The 15,192-nt window shown below is 66.7% G+C and carries 15 protein-coding genes; 1 reads left to right on the top strand and 14 read right to left on the bottom strand.

All coding sequences use genetic code 11. The annotated features are described in order from the left end of the window. Positions 1 to 31 precede the first annotated feature (31 nt). The 3 genes from tkt to ACQR1H_RS24610 are packed head-to-tail and all read right to left on the bottom strand — an operon-like array spanning position 32 to position 4,022. A complete protein-coding gene (gene tkt / locus ACQR1H_RS24620; protein WP_316237516.1) occupies positions 32 to 2,059 on the bottom strand; it encodes a transketolase in 2,028 nt (675 codons plus the stop codon). Next, positions 2,056 to 2,931 carry a phosphoribulokinase gene (locus tag ACQR1H_RS24615; protein WP_315803476.1) on the bottom strand — a complete coding sequence of 292 codons (876 nt, stop codon included), beginning with the start codon at positions 2,929 to 2,931 and terminating at the stop codon, positions 2,056 to 2,058. Before ACQR1H_RS24615 ends, tkt begins: the two co-directional genes overlap by 4 nt. A gap of 35 nt (positions 2,932 to 2,966) precedes the next feature. Then, on the bottom strand, positions 2,967 to 4,022 hold the full coding sequence (locus tag ACQR1H_RS24610) for a class 1 fructose-bisphosphatase (RefSeq protein WP_434894728.1): 1,056 nt from the start codon (positions 4,020 to 4,022) through the stop codon (positions 2,967 to 2,969). Between the two features lie 146 nt (positions 4,023 to 4,168). On the opposite strand from ACQR1H_RS24610, the gene ACQR1H_RS24605 reads away from it, so the two are divergent. Continuing rightward, complete coding sequence (locus tag ACQR1H_RS24605) at positions 4,169 to 5,089, top strand: LysR family transcriptional regulator (protein WP_315803474.1); 921 nt, start codon at positions 4,169 to 4,171, stop codon at positions 5,087 to 5,089. A 48-nt stretch (positions 5,090 to 5,137) separates the two neighbouring features. On the opposite strand, the gene bchJ is transcribed toward ACQR1H_RS24605, so the two are convergent. The 11 genes from bchJ to bchM form a co-directional block, all read right to left on the bottom strand. Then, complete coding sequence (bchJ, locus tag ACQR1H_RS24600) at positions 5,138 to 5,779, bottom strand: bacteriochlorophyll 4-vinyl reductase (protein ID WP_434894727.1); 642 nt, start codon at positions 5,777 to 5,779, stop codon at positions 5,138 to 5,140. Between the two features lies 1 nt (position 5,780). After that, positions 5,781 to 7,385: a magnesium-protoporphyrin IX monomethyl ester anaerobic oxidative cyclase gene (gene bchE, locus ACQR1H_RS24595; RefSeq protein ID WP_434840098.1), complete on the bottom strand. Its 1,605-nt coding sequence runs from the start codon at positions 7,383 to 7,385 to the stop codon at positions 5,781 to 5,783. Between the two features lie 95 nt (positions 7,386 to 7,480). Continuing rightward, positions 7,481 to 8,692 carry a 5-aminolevulinate synthase gene (hemA, locus tag ACQR1H_RS24590; RefSeq protein WP_316183322.1) on the bottom strand — a complete coding sequence of 404 codons (1,212 nt, stop codon included), beginning with the start codon at positions 8,690 to 8,692 and terminating at the stop codon, positions 7,481 to 7,483. After that, complete coding sequence (puhE, locus tag ACQR1H_RS24585) at positions 8,689 to 9,741, bottom strand: putative photosynthetic complex assembly protein PuhE (RefSeq protein WP_434894726.1); 1,053 nt, start codon at positions 9,739 to 9,741, stop codon at positions 8,689 to 8,691. The genes hemA and puhE overlap by 4 nt, the downstream gene beginning before the upstream one ends. A 13-nt stretch (positions 9,742 to 9,754) precedes the next feature. Continuing rightward, complete coding sequence (acsF, locus tag ACQR1H_RS24580; RefSeq protein ID WP_434908323.1) at positions 9,755 to 10,816, bottom strand: magnesium-protoporphyrin IX monomethyl ester (oxidative) cyclase; 1,062 nt, start codon at positions 10,814 to 10,816, stop codon at positions 9,755 to 9,757. After that, positions 10,813 to 11,118 carry a hypothetical protein gene (locus ACQR1H_RS24575; protein WP_315803468.1) on the bottom strand — a complete coding sequence of 102 codons (306 nt, stop codon included), beginning with the start codon at positions 11,116 to 11,118 and terminating at the stop codon, positions 10,813 to 10,815. Before ACQR1H_RS24575 ends, acsF begins: the two co-directional genes overlap by 4 nt. Next, complete coding sequence (puhC, locus tag ACQR1H_RS24570) at positions 11,115 to 11,594, bottom strand: photosynthetic complex assembly protein PuhC (RefSeq protein ID WP_316183318.1); 480 nt, start codon at positions 11,592 to 11,594, stop codon at positions 11,115 to 11,117. The genes ACQR1H_RS24575 and puhC overlap by 4 nt, the downstream gene beginning before the upstream one ends. A 13-nt stretch (positions 11,595 to 11,607) precedes the next feature. Continuing rightward, positions 11,608 to 12,261: a photosynthetic complex putative assembly protein PuhB gene (gene puhB / locus ACQR1H_RS24565; protein ID WP_434908322.1), complete on the bottom strand. Its 654-nt coding sequence runs from the start codon at positions 12,259 to 12,261 to the stop codon at positions 11,608 to 11,610. Beyond that, positions 12,258 to 13,037, bottom strand: coding sequence for a photosynthetic reaction center subunit H (gene puhA / locus ACQR1H_RS24560; RefSeq protein ID WP_434873833.1), 780 nt, complete (start codon positions 13,035 to 13,037; stop codon positions 12,258 to 12,260). The genes puhB and puhA overlap by 4 nt, the downstream gene beginning before the upstream one ends. A 19-nt stretch (positions 13,038 to 13,056) precedes the next feature. Next, positions 13,057 to 14,487, bottom strand: a complete 1,431-nt coding sequence (locus ACQR1H_RS24555) for a BCD family MFS transporter (protein WP_434894723.1) — start codon at positions 14,485 to 14,487, stop codon at positions 13,057 to 13,059. Further along, on the bottom strand, positions 14,484 to 15,185 hold the full coding sequence (gene bchM / locus ACQR1H_RS24550) for a magnesium protoporphyrin IX methyltransferase (RefSeq protein ID WP_434908321.1): 702 nt from the start codon (positions 15,183 to 15,185) through the stop codon (positions 14,484 to 14,486). Before bchM ends, ACQR1H_RS24555 begins: the two co-directional genes overlap by 4 nt. Between the last annotated feature and the right edge of the window lie 7 nt (positions 15,186 to 15,192).

The raw sequence follows: 15,192 nt of genomic DNA, 5'->3' as shown, positions 1-15,192 counted from the left end.
CCTGTTTCGATGTTCTGTATGGTGGCGCGGCTCAGGACGCCCGCGCCCGGATGATGTTGCGCATCGCCGCATCGGCGACCGCCGCAGGCGTGATGCCGAATTCGCGGTACAGCACCTCGGCCGGCGCCGAGGCGCCGAAGCCGTGCATGCCGACGAACTCGCCTGCATCGCCGAGCCAGCGCGCCCAGTCACCCTCGATCGCGGCTTCGACTCCGATGCGTGGCGCAGCGCCGAGCACCTCGGCGCGATACTCGGCGGACTGCTTGCGGAACAGCTCGAAGCAGGGGGCCGACACCACGGCCGCCTGGACGCCTTCGACCGCCAGCAGCTTGGCCGCCTCCAGCGCGATCGCCACCTCCGAGCCGGTCGCAATCAAGGTCACGTCGCGCCCAGCCTCGGGCTCGACGACCACGTAGGCGCCGAGCGCCACCTTGTTTTGATCAGATGCTTCGGTACGGAACGCCGGCAGCCCCTGCCGCGACAGGCACAGCACCGACGGCGAGGTCTCCGCACGCAGCGCGCAGTCCCAGGCTTCCGCCGTCTCGACCGCGTCGGCCGGGCGGAATACCAGGAGGTTCGGAATGGCGCGCAGGCTCGCGACATGCTCGACCGGCTGATGCGTCGGGCCGTCCTCGCCGAGGCCGATGGAATCGTGCGTCATCACGTGAATGACGCGGATGCCCATCAGCGCGGCCAGGCGAATCGCCGGCCGGCTGTAGTCGGCAAAGGCAAGGAAGGTGCCGCCATAGGGAATGAAGCCGCCATGCAGCGCGATGCCGTTCATGGCCGCAGCCATCGCGTGTTCGCGCACACCATAGTGGATGTAGTTGCCATCCATCGCGGCCGGTGTGACGGATTTGTGCGTCTTCGCTTTGGTCAGGTTGGAGTGGGTCAGGTCCGCCGAGCCGCCGAGCAGGTTCGGCAGCACCGTCGCGATCACATCGATGACGTTCTGCGACGCCTGGCGGGTGGCGATCTTCGGCCGCTCGGCCGTGAGCTGCGCGATGAACTGCGCCATGCGCTCGGCATAGGCGGCCGGCAGCTTCCTGTTCAGCGCGTCATGGCAGGGCGACCGGTCCGCGGTGCACAGCCTGCGCGCACGCTCCTTCCAGGCCTGGCGCACGTTGCGGCCGCGCGCGCCGATCTCGCGCCAGCTCACCAGCACGTCGGCCGGGACCTCGAACGGACGGTGCGGCCAGTGCAGTGCCGCGCGGGTCTTTTCGACCTCTTCCGACCCGAGCGGCGCGCCATGCGCCTTCTCCGAGCCCTGCCGTCCGGGTGAGCCGAAGCCGATCGTGGTCCGGCACGCGATCATGCTGGGGCGGTTGCTCTGCCGCGCCGCAGCGATCGCAGCCTCGATGGCTTCGGGATCATGGCCGTCGATGCGGGACGTCGCCCAGCCCGACGCGGCGAAGCGTCCGAGCTGATCATCCGAGCAGGCGAGATCGGTCGAGCCGTCGATCGAGATGCCGTTGTCGTCGAACAACACGATCAAGCGATTCAGCTTGAGATGACCCGCGAGCGAGATCGCCTCGTGGCTGATGCCCTCCATCAGGCAGCCGTCGCCGGCGATCACGTAGGTGTAGTGATCGACCAGATCGTCGCCATAGCGCGCGTTCATCAGGCGCTCGGCGAGCGCCATGCCGACCGCCGTCGCGATGCCCTGCCCGAGCGGACCGGTGGTGGTCTCGACGCCGGGCGTGTGGCCATACTCCGGATGGCCCGGCGTCTTGGCGCCCCATTGCCGGAACCGCTTCAGCTCATCGATCGTGACGGCCTCGTAGCCGGTCAGATGCAGCAGCGCATAGAGCAGCATCGAGCCGTGACCGGCCGACAGCACGAAGCGGTCGCGATCGGGCCAGGCCGGATCGGCGGGATCGAATTTCATGAAGCGCGAGAAAAGGACGGTTGCCACGTCGGCCATGCCCATCGGCATGCCTGGATGACCCGATTTCGCCTTTTCGACGGCGTCGATCGCGAGGAAGCGGATGGCGTTCGCCATCTCGGCATGGCTGGGATCGGCTTTCGGAGCCAGCGTCTGCACGGCGTTGGCGGTCATAGCGTGCGCCTCTTTCGGTCCATCAGTTGCATGATCATGGGCGTGAGAATGAGCTGCATCGCGAGATCGAGCTTGGCGCCGTGGATCACGATCGAATTGGCGCGCGACATGAAGCTCTGCGGGATCATCGAGAGCAGATAGGGAAAGTCGATGCCGCGCGGGTTCTTCAGCCGGATCACGACCATCGATTCATCGGGCGTCGGGATCCAGCGGGCAACGAACGGGTTCGAGGTGTCGACCGTTGGCACGCGCTGGAAGTTGATGTCGGTCTCCGAGAACTGCGGGATGATGTAGTTCACGTAGTCTGGCATGCGGCGCAGGATGGTGTCGGTGACCGCCTCGGTGGTGTAGCCGCGCGACGCGCGGTCGCGGTGCAGCTTCTGGATCCACTCCAGGTTCATCACCGGAACAACGCCGATCTTCAGATCGGCGTGCTGCGCGATGTTGACCTTCTCGGTGACGACCGCACCGTGCAGGCCTTCGTAGAACAGCAGGTCGGAGTCCTCCGGCAGCCGGCTCCACTCGGTGAAGTTGCCGGGCCTCGTGTCGTAGAGCCGCGCCTCCTCCTCGTCGTGGACGTAGTGGCGCGTCATGCCGGTGCCGGTCTCGGAGTAGTCGCGGAAGGTCTTCTCGAGCTCCTCGAACAGATTGGTGTCGGGGCTGAAATGGCTGAAGTGCTTGTTGCCGAGCTCGGCCTCCTCGACCATCTTGCGGCGCATCTCCTCGCGATTGTAGCGATGGAAGGCATCGCCCTCGATATAGGCCGCCTTGACGTTCTCGCGGCGGAAGATGTTCTCGAAGGTCTTCTTGACCGACGTGGTGCCGGCGCCCGACGAGCCGGTGATCGAGATGATGGGATGACGACGTGACATGAACTTTCTCCGGAAGGCGCGTTCGGCAGGCGGGCTCAGCGGAACAGGCCGCGCCGCGCGAACAGGGGCGCATCGCTGGTTTCGAACAGCGGCTCGATGCCCTCATGCAGCTGGTCGACGTCGCGGACAAGGCGGACGTCGCCCATGATCAGCGGCGCGCGCTGATGCGGCGAGCGCGCCGACAGTTCGAGGATGCGCGAACGGCCGCTCGAGGCCGAGCCGCCGGCCCATTCCATGATCAGCGCCATCGGATGCGCTTCGTAGACCAGCCGCAGCCGGCCCTCGCGATAGCCGGGGCGGGAGTCGGCCGGATAGAGGAACACGCCGCCGCGCATCAGGATACGATAGGCCTCGGCGACCAGCGAGGCGATCCAGCGCATGTTGAAGTCGCGGCCGCGCGGGCCGGCGGCGCCCGACAGGCATTCGTCGACATAGTTGCGCACGGCCCCGCTCCAGTGCCGGCGGTTCGACGCGTTGATGGCGAACTCCGGCGTATCCTGCGGGATGCGGATGCCGGACTTGGCGAGCATGAACTCGTGCAAGGTCGGGTGCAGGACGTAGAGATCGACGCGATGGTCGATCGCGAGCACCAGGCAGGTCTGCGGTCCATAAACGAAGAAGCCGGCGGCAAGCTGTGCCGTGCCTGGCTCGAAGAAGCTGGAGAGCACGTCGCGCCCCCGCGGGCGGATCGAGAAGATGGTGCCGACGGAGATGTTGTTCTGCAGGTTCGACGAGCCGTCGAGCGGATCGATCGCCACGCAAAGTGGGGCAGCAGCATTGACCGTTTCCGGCCGGTCGCCCTCTTCGGACAGGATGCCGGCGACCGGAGCCCGGCGCAGCGCATCCCGCATCAGGTTGTCGGCGACGATGTCGAGCGCCTTCTGGACGTCGCCGTCGGCGTTCACGGTGGCGGCGCCTTCGTCGACGCCGGACAGCGGCGCCACCGCGATCTGCCGCGCGAGCTCGCGCGCCGCCCCGGCCAGAGCCGCGATGACCGCGGCGCAATCGGCGTCGGCACCCTGCGCCGCCAGATGTGCCTGCAATGTCTGATGATGATCCATTTGGTGATCCATGGGCCACTCCCTCGCCATCAGATCCTCTGCCGGGAACTTGATGAAGCCGCACGAATGCGTCGTGCCGCGCTGCTATCAACACTCGATTTGCCTAATTAGGGAAATTTCAATATCTTTGGATAGACCAAAGTTTTCCTTATGTGAACGATCTCATCGAGGGTTCCATGAGCCGGCATTTCTCGCGCGATCTCACCATCCGCCAGCTTCGGGCGCTGGCCGCCGTGCAGAACTCGGGGTCGGTGACGTCAGCGGCCGGCCGTTTGAACCTCACTCAGCCTGCCGTCACCCTGCAGATCCGCAATCTTCAGGAGCTCGCCGGGCTACCGCTGATCCAGCGCACCACCGACGGCATGATCCTGACCGAGGCCGGGCGCAGCGTGCTGGCGTTGGCCGAACGCGTCGAGGCCGCCTTGCAGGATTGCGAGCAGGCGCTCGACATTCTCGCCGGACGCAGCGGTGGCCGCGTGGCGATCGGCGCGGTCAGCACCGCAAAATATTTCGTGCCGTTTGCGATCGCGGAATTTTCGCGGCGCTTCCCCAAGATCGACGTCACCTTGCGGATCGGCAACCGCGACAGCCTGCGCGAGGCGCTGCGCGGCTATGATCTCGACATTGCCATCATGGGCCGGCCACCGGCCGACGTTCCCGTGGATATGCGGCCCTTCGGCAAGCACCCGCACATCATCATCGCCCCCGCCAACCACCGGCTGGCGCGCCGCAAGCGGATCGCGGCCGAGGATCTCGCCGGCGAGGTGTTCATCACCCGGGAGCCGGGATCAGGCACCCGTCTGCTGATGGAGGCATTCTTCGAGAAGCATGGTCTGAAGCCAAAGACCAGCATGGAGATGGACAGCAACGAGACCATCAAGCAGGCCGTCATCGCCGGCCTCGGCATCGCCTTCATCTCGCAGCACACGGTCGCCCATGAGCTCAGCGAGGGACGGCTGGTCACGTTGAAGGTCGCGGGCCTGCCGATCATCCGGCAGTGGCACGCGGTGCGGCGTGCCGACAAGCTGCTGCTGCCGCCGGCGCAGGCGATGCTGGACTTCCTCGGCAAGGAAGGCGCGCGATTTCTGCCGAGCTGAGCGCCGCACCCGATGCCAAGGCGGCGTCGCGTCTCGCATGGCGCCGTCTCACCAATCGATCTCGAACCGGCAGGCCTCGTCACCCCAGGCTTCGCAGGCGATCTCACGCGCATGGGCGTCGGGGTGCACGAGCGTTGCGAACAGCGTCTCGAAGGTAGCAGCGTAGAAGTCGCAGATGGCGTGATCGCCGTGATGGCCGCGGCACAGCGGACAATGGCTGATCTGGTAGATGGTGGGCCGGCCCGGGCGTGCGGTGAAGGTGCCGGTCCCGGCAAACGTCCAGGCATGCGCGGATATCGCCCGCGTCAGCGCGCGGCTCGCGAGCCGGGCCGGCAGCAGCCGCAGCACGCGCTGCGCCGCGGAGGGGATCCGATGCGCGAGCAGATAGGCGCCCGTCAGTTGCCCTGCCCTGCTGCTGACGGCGCGCGCGGTCTCGTCATCGAGCACGGTGCGAAGCGCGTCATGAAGCCGCATGACCTCGGCCTCATCGACCATCTCGGCGGGCGGACTGCTCAGATAGAAATCGAGCCGCGCGGCCGCGAACACGCGGCGCGCACTGTCCTCCCCCCGCAGCAGGCGTAGGGCCTCGGCGGTCTGGATGATCGCGTTGGGGCCGATACGGCCCGGGGCGTGACCAGACGCAGCGGCAGCGCGCAGTAGCAGATTGGGCTGAGCGCACGTGCCGTGCATGTCAGTGCACCCTCGTCTCGGCCTCTTCGCTCATCTGCTCGGTGCCGCCGCCGCAGGCCATCAGCTGGGCCTGCTGCGGTCCGCTCAGCTTGCGATTATGGCTCGTCTTCCATTCGATCTTGCCGGGATCAGCGCGCTTGCGCGACGTATCGAAGCCGAAATCGACCTTGCCCTTGGACTGCGGCCCCCAGTAATTGACGCGGCCAAGATCGTAGAATTTCCGCTCGAAGCCGGATTTCAGGAACGCCTTGAGGCAGCCGAGCAGATAGCGCCTGCGCTCGCCCGAGCCGGCCCACGGGTACGAGAACAGCGCCTTGTGCATGTAGAAGCGGCGGTAGTTGTTCATGACGCCGTCGAGCAGCTCGCCGCGATCCATTGCGTCGGGCTTCATGATCGGCGTGACGAAATTGTACTTCTCGTAGTCGAAGATCTCGACCTTGTCGCCGAGGTCGCGGAACAGGTCGGAGAACGGCCACGGCGTGTACATCGCCCAGTTGGCGAGGTCCGGCTTCCAGTCGCGCGCCATCTGGTAGGTCTCCTCCAGGGTCTCACGGGTCTCGTTCTCGAGGCCGACGATGAACTGCGCCTCGACGACGATGCCGGCGTCGCGCAAGAGCTGGATCGCCTTCTTGTTCTGCGCGACCGTGGTCTCCTTGTTGAAGCGGTCGAGCTTCATCTGTGCGGCGGCTTCCGTCCCCAGCGAGACGTGGATCAGGCCGGCCTTGCGATACAGCGGCAGCAGCGCCTCGTCGCGCAGGATGTCGGTGACGCGGGTGTTGATGCCCCAGAGGATCTTGAGGTCGCGCCGGATCAGCTCCTCGCAGAACGCGACGAATTTCTTCTTGTTGATGGTCGGCTCCTCGTCGGCGAGGATGAAGAAGCCGACATCGTGCTCGCGCATCAGTGTCTCGATCTCGTCGACCACCCTCTTCGGGTCTCGGATGCGATAGTCGCGCCAGAACTTCCACTGCGAGCAGAAGCTGCAGGTGAACGGGCAGCCGCGCGCCATGTTGGGGATGGCGACCCGCTTGTTCATCGGAATGTAGATGTACTTGCTCCATTCGAGCACGCTCCAGTCGGGCGTGATCGCATCGAGATTCTTCACCGTCGGCGCCGCCACCGTGGCCACCACCTCCGAGCCGTCGCGATAGGCGATGCCCCTGATGCTGCGGCGGTCGTTGTCCCAGCGGCCGTCCTCGCGGGCGCGCATCAGGTCGACGATGATCTCCTCGCCCTCGCCGCGCACGATGGCGTCGATCCACGGCGCCTCGGTCAGCACCTGCTGGTACATGAAGGTGGCGTGGATGCCGCCGAGCACGGTGAGCGCGTCGGGATGCTCTTCCCTGGCGATCTCCAGCAGCCGCTCGGCCTTGTAGATCGAGGGGGTGATCGCGGTGCAGCCGATCACGTCAGGCTGTTCGCTGCGCAGAATGGCGCGGACCTGATCCTCGGAGAGATCGTTGGTCATCGCATCGATGAAGCGAAGGTCCGTGAAGCCCGCGGCCTTCAGCGCGCCGGAGATGTAGGCCGCCCAGGCCGGCGGCCAGTTGCCGGCGATCTCGGCGCCGCCGGAGTGATAATTCGGATGCAGCAACAGGATCCGCACGGCGTTCTCCCCGATTATCAATTTGTCCAACAATCATAACGTCAAGTTAGGTTGACAAATTGATGTGGCTCAAACGCCGTGCGATTCCTCTTCCGTCAGGCCGCCAGCGCGAGGCCCATCTCGGCCCATATCTCCGAGAGCGCCGACACCAGATGCTCGATGTCCGCATCGGAGTGATAAGGCGACGGCGTGATGCGCAGCCGCTCGGTGCCGCGTGGCACCGTCGGATAGTTGATCGGCTGCACATAGATGCCGTAGCGGTCGAGCAGGACGTCGCTGATCCGCTTGCACAGCACGGGGTCGCGCACCATCACCGGCACGATGTGGCTGGGATTGTCGAGATGGCTGACGCCGGCCTCGTCGAGCCGGCGGCGCAGCCGCGCGACGCGGTCTTGATGCCTTGCACGCTCGACATTGCTCGCCTTGAGATGCCGGATGCTGGTGAGCGCGCCGGCGGCGACCGCGGGGGGCAGCGAGCTGGAGAAGATGAATCCGGAGGCGAAGCTGCGGACGAAATCGCAGACGGTGCTGGACGCCGTGATGTAGCCGCCGATCACGCCGAACGCCTTGGCGAGCGTGCCCTCGATCACGGTCAGGCGATCGGCGACACCGTCGCGCTCGGAGATGCCGCCGCCGCGCGGGCCGTACAGGCCGACGGCGTGGACCTCGTCGAGATAGGTCATGGCGTTGTATTCGTCGGCGACGTCGCAGATATCGGAGATCGGCGAGATGTCGCCATCCATCGAATAGACGCTCTCGAACGCGATCAGCTTCGGCGCCTTGGGATCGAGATCCGACAGCTTGTCGCGGAGATCGGCGACGTCGTTGTGGCGCCAGATCCGGGTCTCGCAGCGGCTGTGGCGGATGCCCTCGATCATCGAGGCGTGGTTGAGCTCGTCGGACAGGATCACGCATCCGGGCATGCGCGCCGCCAGGGTCGACAGCGAGGTCCAGTTCGAGACGTAGCCCGAATTGAACAGCAGCGCGGCCTGCTTGCCGTGGAGATCGGCGAGCTCTTCCTCCAGCAGCACATGATAGTGGTTGGTGCCGCTGATGTTGCGGGTGCCGCCGGCGCCGGCACCGCAGCGGTCGAGCGCCTCGTGCATCACCTCCAGCACCTTGGGGTGCTGGCCCATGCCGAGATAGTCGTTGGAGCACCACACCGCGACATCGCGCTCGCCATGGGGACCACGATAGGTCGCACGCGGGAAGGCGCCGGCCTTGCGCTCGAGGTCGGCGAACACGCGGTAGCGTCCTTCGCGCCTGAGACCGTCGAGCTGGCGGCGGAAATAGTCTTCGTAGTTCATGGTACTCCCCCCTGTGCTGTGTTCGGATCGACCGGCGGCGTGACCGACACCGCGGCCAGTCCCGTGATGGTTTGCGCCTGCGCGTCAGCGCGGGCCTGGCGATAGGCCTGGCGGAACTGCTCTTCGAGCCGCTGCCGCGCCAGGGCGGCGGCAGTCTTCTGCGCCGACATCGACGTCCTTGGCGCAGGAATGGGGCGCTCCACCTCAGGCGGGGCCGGCACGGCGGCCAGCACCGGGCGCGCCGTCGGCATCACGGGCGCCGGTGCCGGGATGGCAGCGACGGTCGCCATCGCCGGCTCGACTGGTGCGCTCCAGCGCCACAGATTGATCACCGGCATCGGCAGCGCCATGAAGCCATGCTCGAGCAGGCCGAGCGCGATCAACGAGGCGAGCAGTGACAGCGCGACGCCGTCGAAAGAGGATTTGGCGCCGAGCGCGGCAGCAGCGACCAGCACGGTCGCGGTGGTCGCCGCGGCAATCGAGAATGGGAACAGCAGGTTGGTCGACTTCTTGGCGAAATAGCTGCGCATGAAGCGGACCTGCTGCGGCAGCAGCTCGTCGTTCAGGGTGCGCACGCCGAGGAACAGATTGATCTTCGCGCTCTGCCTGAGCACCAGCAGCGCGGCGAAGGTCCACCAGCTCAAACGGTTGGGCGCGCCCGATGTCACCGCGAAGACGAGGCCAGCGGTCGCGATCAGCGCCAGCTCGTGATAGGCGATCGCCTGCAGCGCGAAGCCGACGCGCGAGGCCGGCGTGCAGTCGCGCGGGCACGGCTCGGGGCGTGGGCCGGTGATCCAGCCGGCGAGCAGCGACATCTCCACCGTGCCCCACAGCAGGATCGCGCAGGTGAAGGCGCAATAGGCGTTGGCGTCCTCGGCGGCCTGGCTCGACACCGCGACGCCCGACAGGGCCGCGACGAACGCCGCGGCCGTGCCCCATTTGAACGCGGCCGGATGGCGGGCGGCGAGCCCGACCAACGCCAGCACGGCGCCGGTCGAGAACCACCAGACGAACACGACATAGGGAATGGCAATCGCGGTCGCGCCCATGGCCGGCTCCTTGTCACCAGGCGGGTTGCAGCCTGATCTCCCGTGGCAGCGCGTTGCTCTTGGCCGGCAGCATGTAGAGCCGGCCGAAGGTCAGCGCCGCCTTGAGCGGCAGCACGGCGCGCTTGAGCGTGCCCATGATGCCGCCCTGCGCCTTGGCATCCGCAATCGCCTCCGATATCCCGCGCAGCCGCTTCAGGCCGTCCCAGAAGCGCGGATTGTCGATGTCGAGCATCACCGGGAAGACCTGCCGCGAAATCTCCGAGGTGATGCGGAACACGCGCATGTCGTACTCGTCCACGGGCATGCCGAGCGCCTCGTAGAAGGCGGGACGCATGTGGTCGCGGACGTGCATCGTGGCGAACACTGCGAGCAGGAAGAACTTGATCCACAGCTTGTTGAGGCCGCTGAGCAGCTTCGGATCGGCGCGCATCAGCAGCGCGAACGCCTCGCCGTGGCGGAACTCGTCGTTGCACCACCTCTCGAACCACTTGAAGATCGGGTGAAACTGGCGCTCCGGGTTCCGCTCCATCTGCCGATAGATGGTGATGTAGCGGGCATAGCCGATCTTCTCGGAGAGATAGGTCGCGTAGAAGATGAACTTCGGCTTGAAGTAGGTGTACTTCTTCGTCTTGGTGAGGAAGCTCAGGTCGACGCCGATGCCGTGATCCTTGAGGATCTCGTTGATGAAGCCGGCATGGCGCGCCTCGTCGCGGCTCATGAACTGGAACAGCTCGCGGATGTCGGGATTGGTGATCCGCTTCTTGATCTCGGCATACAGCACGCAGCCGGAGAACTCGGCGGTCAGCGACGACACCAGGAAGTCCTTGAACTCGGCGCGAAGCGCCTCCGGCAGCTCGTTGAGATCCTTGTCGAATTCCGGCGTGCGCACGAAGTGCTTGCGGTTGTGGTCGGCGCGCAGCTCGGCCATGACAGCATCCCATTCGCGGCGCACCAGATCGACATTGAGCCGGTCCATCGCCGCGAAATCGGTGGTGTAGAAGCGTGGCGTGAGGATCGTGTCCTCCAGCGCCATCTTGGTGGAGATATTGCCGGATCCGCCTTCCATTGCGATCATCTGACCCTCCCGTCCGAAAAGCTGACGTCGTACAATTCCGTGAGCTCGAGATAGCCCGCGACATGCATCATCATGCGCTTCAGAGGACCCGCCCGCACCACGGTGGCGGTGCGGCGCAGGTTGAGCTGCTCGCCGAACTTGACCGTGATCGGCTCGCCATGGATGACGACCTCGTCACCCGGGCGGATGCCGACGTCGCGGTCCAGAGTGACATGCGCGTGCAGCGTTTCCGAGGTCTGCTCGACCTCGATGCTGCAGCCGATCTCGAAGCGGCGCGGCTCGTTGGCCCATAATCCTCTCATCGCGTTTCTCCCATCGTCATCAGCTCCGTGAACCGGCGCTTGTTGTCGTTGCCGAACGACCCGAGATCGACGCGCCGTCCGGTCGCCGGATCGTCCAGGCTCATGCGTCCATCGGACCAGCGGTTGATCGTGAAGGCCGGCCCCGAACCGATCGCGTGACGCTGGCGATCGAACGCCATGCTGCGCAGGACCGTGCGCAGGAAGCCGTCGCCGCCGGCCTCGACGACTCCGACCACCTTGCCGCTGTCGGGCGACACCACGGAGATGCCGCCATCGGGACGGTCCTCGAACCGCAGCGCCACCGTTTGCACGGCGACAGCGTGATCGATGTGGACAGTGCCTACACCCGTCCAGCGGCCGACGCCGGCCGCAACCAGGGTGAAGGCAACCAGTGCGAAGGCCGCGCGCAGCGCGCCCTTCGGAATGACGATCTCAGGTTCGGCGTGAACATCGACATGGCTCTCGGCTTGGCTCATGACATCCTCCTGATCACGCCGCGCTGGCGACCGCACCCGCAGGCGACGCGCCTTGCGGCTGTCCGTTGCCCGCGACGATCGGCTGCGCGGCGACCGCGCCGTCCGAGGCCGCGACCAGCGCCTTTGCGAGGATCTCGGCCGCCTCGCGGGCATCAGGCACGCCACGCAGCATCGGCTCGACCTCGTTCAGCCGCCACGGACGCGCGTGCGGCCACAGCAGCAGATAGGACAGCCGCTGCTGGGCGGTGACGCCGAGCGGCAGATCGCCGGAGCCGTCGGAGAACAGCTTCACGTCCGCGCGCGCCACCTGCTTGAAGGGCACGTTCAAGGTCATCGGCAGCACGGCGCCGAACTGCAGCAGCACGCGGCGGCTGGTGATGGTGTAGCGCGTGGTGCGGCTGTAGAGCACCGCGAGGCCCGTGAGCAGCAGCGTCGCGAGCGCCACAGGCGTCACCAGCGAGGACGCGCCGGCGAGCGAGGCCGCGAGCGGCTGGTGATCCAGCGTGCCCGTCACCACGCGGGCGCCGAACAGCGCGGCGAAGTAGACGAGCACCAGGCGCAGGTGGAAGACGCGCAGCAGCAGCGCCTTCACCGTGGGCTGTCCCTGCCACAACAGGCGCTCGCCTGCCGGCAGCATCAGCTGATCCTGGTCCCGACGGGTGCTCACAGCAGCGGCTCCTGGCGTGCAGGGGTCGCATAGAGATGGCCGCCGCCATAGTAGCCGACGATCTTGTCCTCCTCGAGCTTGGTGACCTGATCGGGGCTGGCGAGACCGGGCACGCTGGCGAATTGCGAGCCGAGGATGGCATCGACCAGCACCGCCTTGCGCGACTTGTCGACCACGCACATGGTCATCGGCAGCAGCACGTGGCGGCCGACGATGCCGTCAACCTCCACTTCGAGATAGCGGATCAGCATCTCTGCGCGGTCGACCCAGACCTCGCGGACCTTGCCGCCGAGCCTGCCGTCGCAGCCGATCACCGGCATGCCGCGCGGATCCGGGTCCTCCGAGGCGATGAAGATGCTGCCGTCGACGCGCAGCGGCACGATCGCCGGGATGTTGTCCATGGTCAGCTCCGGCTCGTCCTTGCGCGCGGCGAAGGAGCCCGGGCCGACGCCGTCGAGCATCGGATTGCCGGTCGGTAGATAAGGCGTCCCCGGCCAGGGATACATCGGCGTGACCGGCGCATTGGCGCGGTCGTTGTCCCAGTTCGGCAGCGTCGCGGTGCGCCCGCCATGCATATGATAGGTCTTGGGTGACGGCGGCGTCGGGAAGCCGTGACCGCTCGAAGCTGTCTGCCGGCCGACCCGGCCTTCGAACTGCAGCGGATAGCCTTCGCGCTTGTCCTCGGTGCGCAGATAGAAGATCAGGCCTGCGAAGAACACCCAGAACCCGTAAAGCACCACCTGGGCGACATCGATGTAGCTCGTGAAAGACGTCATGGCTTCCTCCCCGACTGGGCTAACCTGGAAATTCAACGATTCCGAACTGAAGCTGCTGTGGCTCCGCCGCCCGCCGCCGCACCAGCGGCCCGATCACCGCAAGGGTGACGAACAGCAGCGCGATCTCGACGTGGTAGACGATGCTGTAGCCGGTCGCCGGCCCGGCGAGCGCGACGCCGAGGCTTCCATTCAATGCCAGCTGCGACATCACATCGCGAATGGCGCCACCGCCGGCGATGGCTACACCCGCTGACGTCGCCTGCACTGCGCCCCAGGCGCCGAGCGCGAGCCCGCTCTCGCCGTTCTGCACCAGCGCCATCGCCGCCGTCAGCGTGCCAACCGCGAACAGGCCGCCGCCGAATCCGATCAGCGTCGTGCCGATCCGGAACAGCAGGGGCGAGGCGAGCGGCGCCGAGAAGATGACCGCGGAGAACGCGAACAGCCCGACGAGTCCGCCGAGCGCTGCGATCCGATAGGGATCGGCGCCCTTGCCCAGCTGGCGCGCCGACAGGCCGAAGCCTGCGAGCGTGCCGGCTGCGAACAATGCGGTCAGCGCCGTGGTTTCGCCGACCGTGAGGTGAAGGATCTCCGCGCCATACGGCTCGAGCAGGATGTCCTGCATCGTGAAGCCGGCCGTGCCGAGCCCGACCGCGACCAGCACCCGCATCGAGCCGCCGGCCTCGCGGAACTGCCGCCAGGAATCGCCGAAGCGCGGCCGCTCACGTGCAGCCGACGTGCGCGAGGGATCGCGCGCCTCCTGCTTCCACAGCGCGATGACGTTGAGCACCATCTCGGTCAGCGCCGCGCCCTGGATGACCTGGATCAGCCGCATCTCGCTGAACTCGGCGAGCAGCCCGCCGAAGGTCAGCGCGCTCGCCATCATGCCGAACATCAGCATCACGTAGAGGAAGGCGACGACGCGCGGGCGCGAGTGCTCAGGGGCAATGTCTGTGGCAAGCGACAGGCCGGCGGTCTGGGTCGTATGCAGGCCGGCGCCGACCAGCAGGAAGGCCAAACCCGCACCGATGCGGCCGGCGATCACCTGGCCCGGCGCGTCGCCCGACGACAGCAGCAGCAGCGCGAACGGCATGATGGCGAGGCCGCCGAACTGCAGCAAGGTGCCCATCCAGATGTACGGCACCCGGCGCCAGCCCAGTACGGAGCGATGATGGTCGGACTTGAAGCCGATCAGCACCCGAAGCGGCGCGAACACCAGCGGCAGCGCCACCATGGTCGCGACCAGCCAGCTGGGCACGCCGAGCTCGACGATCATGACGCGGTTAAGCGTGCCGTTGAGCAGCACCACCGATATGCCGATCGAGACCTGGAACAGCGACAGCCGCATCAGGCGCGACAGCGGCAGCTCGGTCGAGGCGGCATCCGCGAACGGCAGATAGCGCGACGACAGCCGCGTCCACAGTTGCAGGACCGATGGTGCGCGCGCGCTCATGACGGACGGAGCTCCAGCGCTTGCGAAATGTAGAAGCCGTTGGCGATGCGGCTGCTGCGCGCGCAGCGCCAGTCGGCGAGATCATGATTGTCGGCGATGAGACGATACAGCTTCTGCTCCGCGACCGGCTCGATCGACGGCGCGCGATTGCCACGCGGGAAGACGCCGCCGACGGCATGCATGATTGCGAGCAGCGGCGTCCGCGGCGCGTAGGTCATCAGGATCGACTCGGAGGTCCGCGCGGCGAGACCCGCCACGATCCGCACCGCATCCTCGGCGCGGTAGTGGATGAACGAGTCCATCGCCACGACGAAGTTGAAGCCGCCGTGCCTGGGATCGAGCATGTCGCCGGCGACGAAACGGATGGCGTTGCGGCTGATGTCGTCGGGCAACCGGCGCTGCGCGATCTCGATCAGGGTCGGCGAGATGTCGACGGCCACCACCTCGGCGCCCCGCCGCGCGGCCTCGATGGAAAAGCTGCCGGTGCCGCAGCCGGCGTCGAGAACCCGCGCGCCGCGCAGATCGAGCGGCAGCCATGACAACAGCGTCCGCCGCATCTCGTCACGGCCGGCGCGGACGGTCGCGCGGATGCGGCTGACCGGCGCGTCAGAGGTCAGTCGCGTCCAGGCGGCGACCGCGGTGCGGTCGAAATAGGTCTCCACTTCACTGCGGCGGGCGAGATATTGGGCTGTGGTCATGTGCCGG

The sequence above is a fragment of the Bradyrhizobium sp. HKCCYLRH2015 genome (assembly GCF_051168215.1).
Classification (GTDB): domain Bacteria; phylum Pseudomonadota; class Alphaproteobacteria; order Rhizobiales; family Xanthobacteraceae; genus Bradyrhizobium.
Note: the sequence above shows the minus strand (reverse complement) of the source record. Positions and strands in the feature narration are given on the sequence as shown.

Coding starts and splice junctions, on each gene's coding strand:
- tkt (WP_316237516.1), bottom strand. CDS start 2,059: ATGACCGCCAACGCCGTGCAGACGCTGGCTCCGAAAGCCGATCCCAGC.
- ACQR1H_RS24615 (WP_315803476.1), bottom strand. CDS start 2,931: ATGTCACGTCGTCATCCCATCATCTCGATCACCGGCTCGTCGGGCGCC.
- ACQR1H_RS24610 (WP_434894728.1), bottom strand. CDS start 4,022: ATGGCGAGGGAGTGGCCCATGGATCACCAAATGGATCATCATCAGACA.
- ACQR1H_RS24605 (WP_315803474.1), top strand. CDS start 4,169: ATGAGCCGGCATTTCTCGCGCGATCTCACCATCCGCCAGCTTCGGGCG.
- bchJ (WP_434894727.1), bottom strand. CDS start 5,779: ATGCACGGCACGTGCGCTCAGCCCAATCTGCTACTGCGCGCTGCCGCT.
- hemA (WP_316183322.1), bottom strand. CDS start 8,692: ATGAACTACGAAGACTATTTCCGCCGCCAGCTCGACGGTCTCAGGCGC.
- puhE (WP_434894726.1), bottom strand. CDS start 9,741: ATGGGCGCGACCGCGATTGCCATTCCCTATGTCGTGTTCGTCTGGTGG.
- acsF (WP_434908323.1), bottom strand. CDS start 10,816: ATGATCGCAATGGAAGGCGGATCCGGCAATATCTCCACCAAGATGGCG.
- ACQR1H_RS24575 (WP_315803468.1), bottom strand. CDS start 11,118: ATGAGAGGATTATGGGCCAACGAGCCGCGCCGCTTCGAGATCGGCTGC.
- puhC (WP_316183318.1), bottom strand. CDS start 11,594: ATGAGCCAAGCCGAGAGCCATGTCGATGTTCACGCCGAACCTGAGATC.
- puhA (WP_434873833.1), bottom strand. CDS start 13,037: ATGACGTCTTTCACGAGCTACATCGATGTCGCCCAGGTGGTGCTTTAC.
- ACQR1H_RS24555 (WP_434894723.1), bottom strand. CDS start 14,487: ATGAGCGCGCGCGCACCATCGGTCCTGCAACTGTGGACGCGGCTGTCG.
- bchM (WP_434908321.1), bottom strand. CDS start 15,185: ATGACCACAGCCCAATATCTCGCCCGCCGCAGTGAAGTGGAGACCTAT.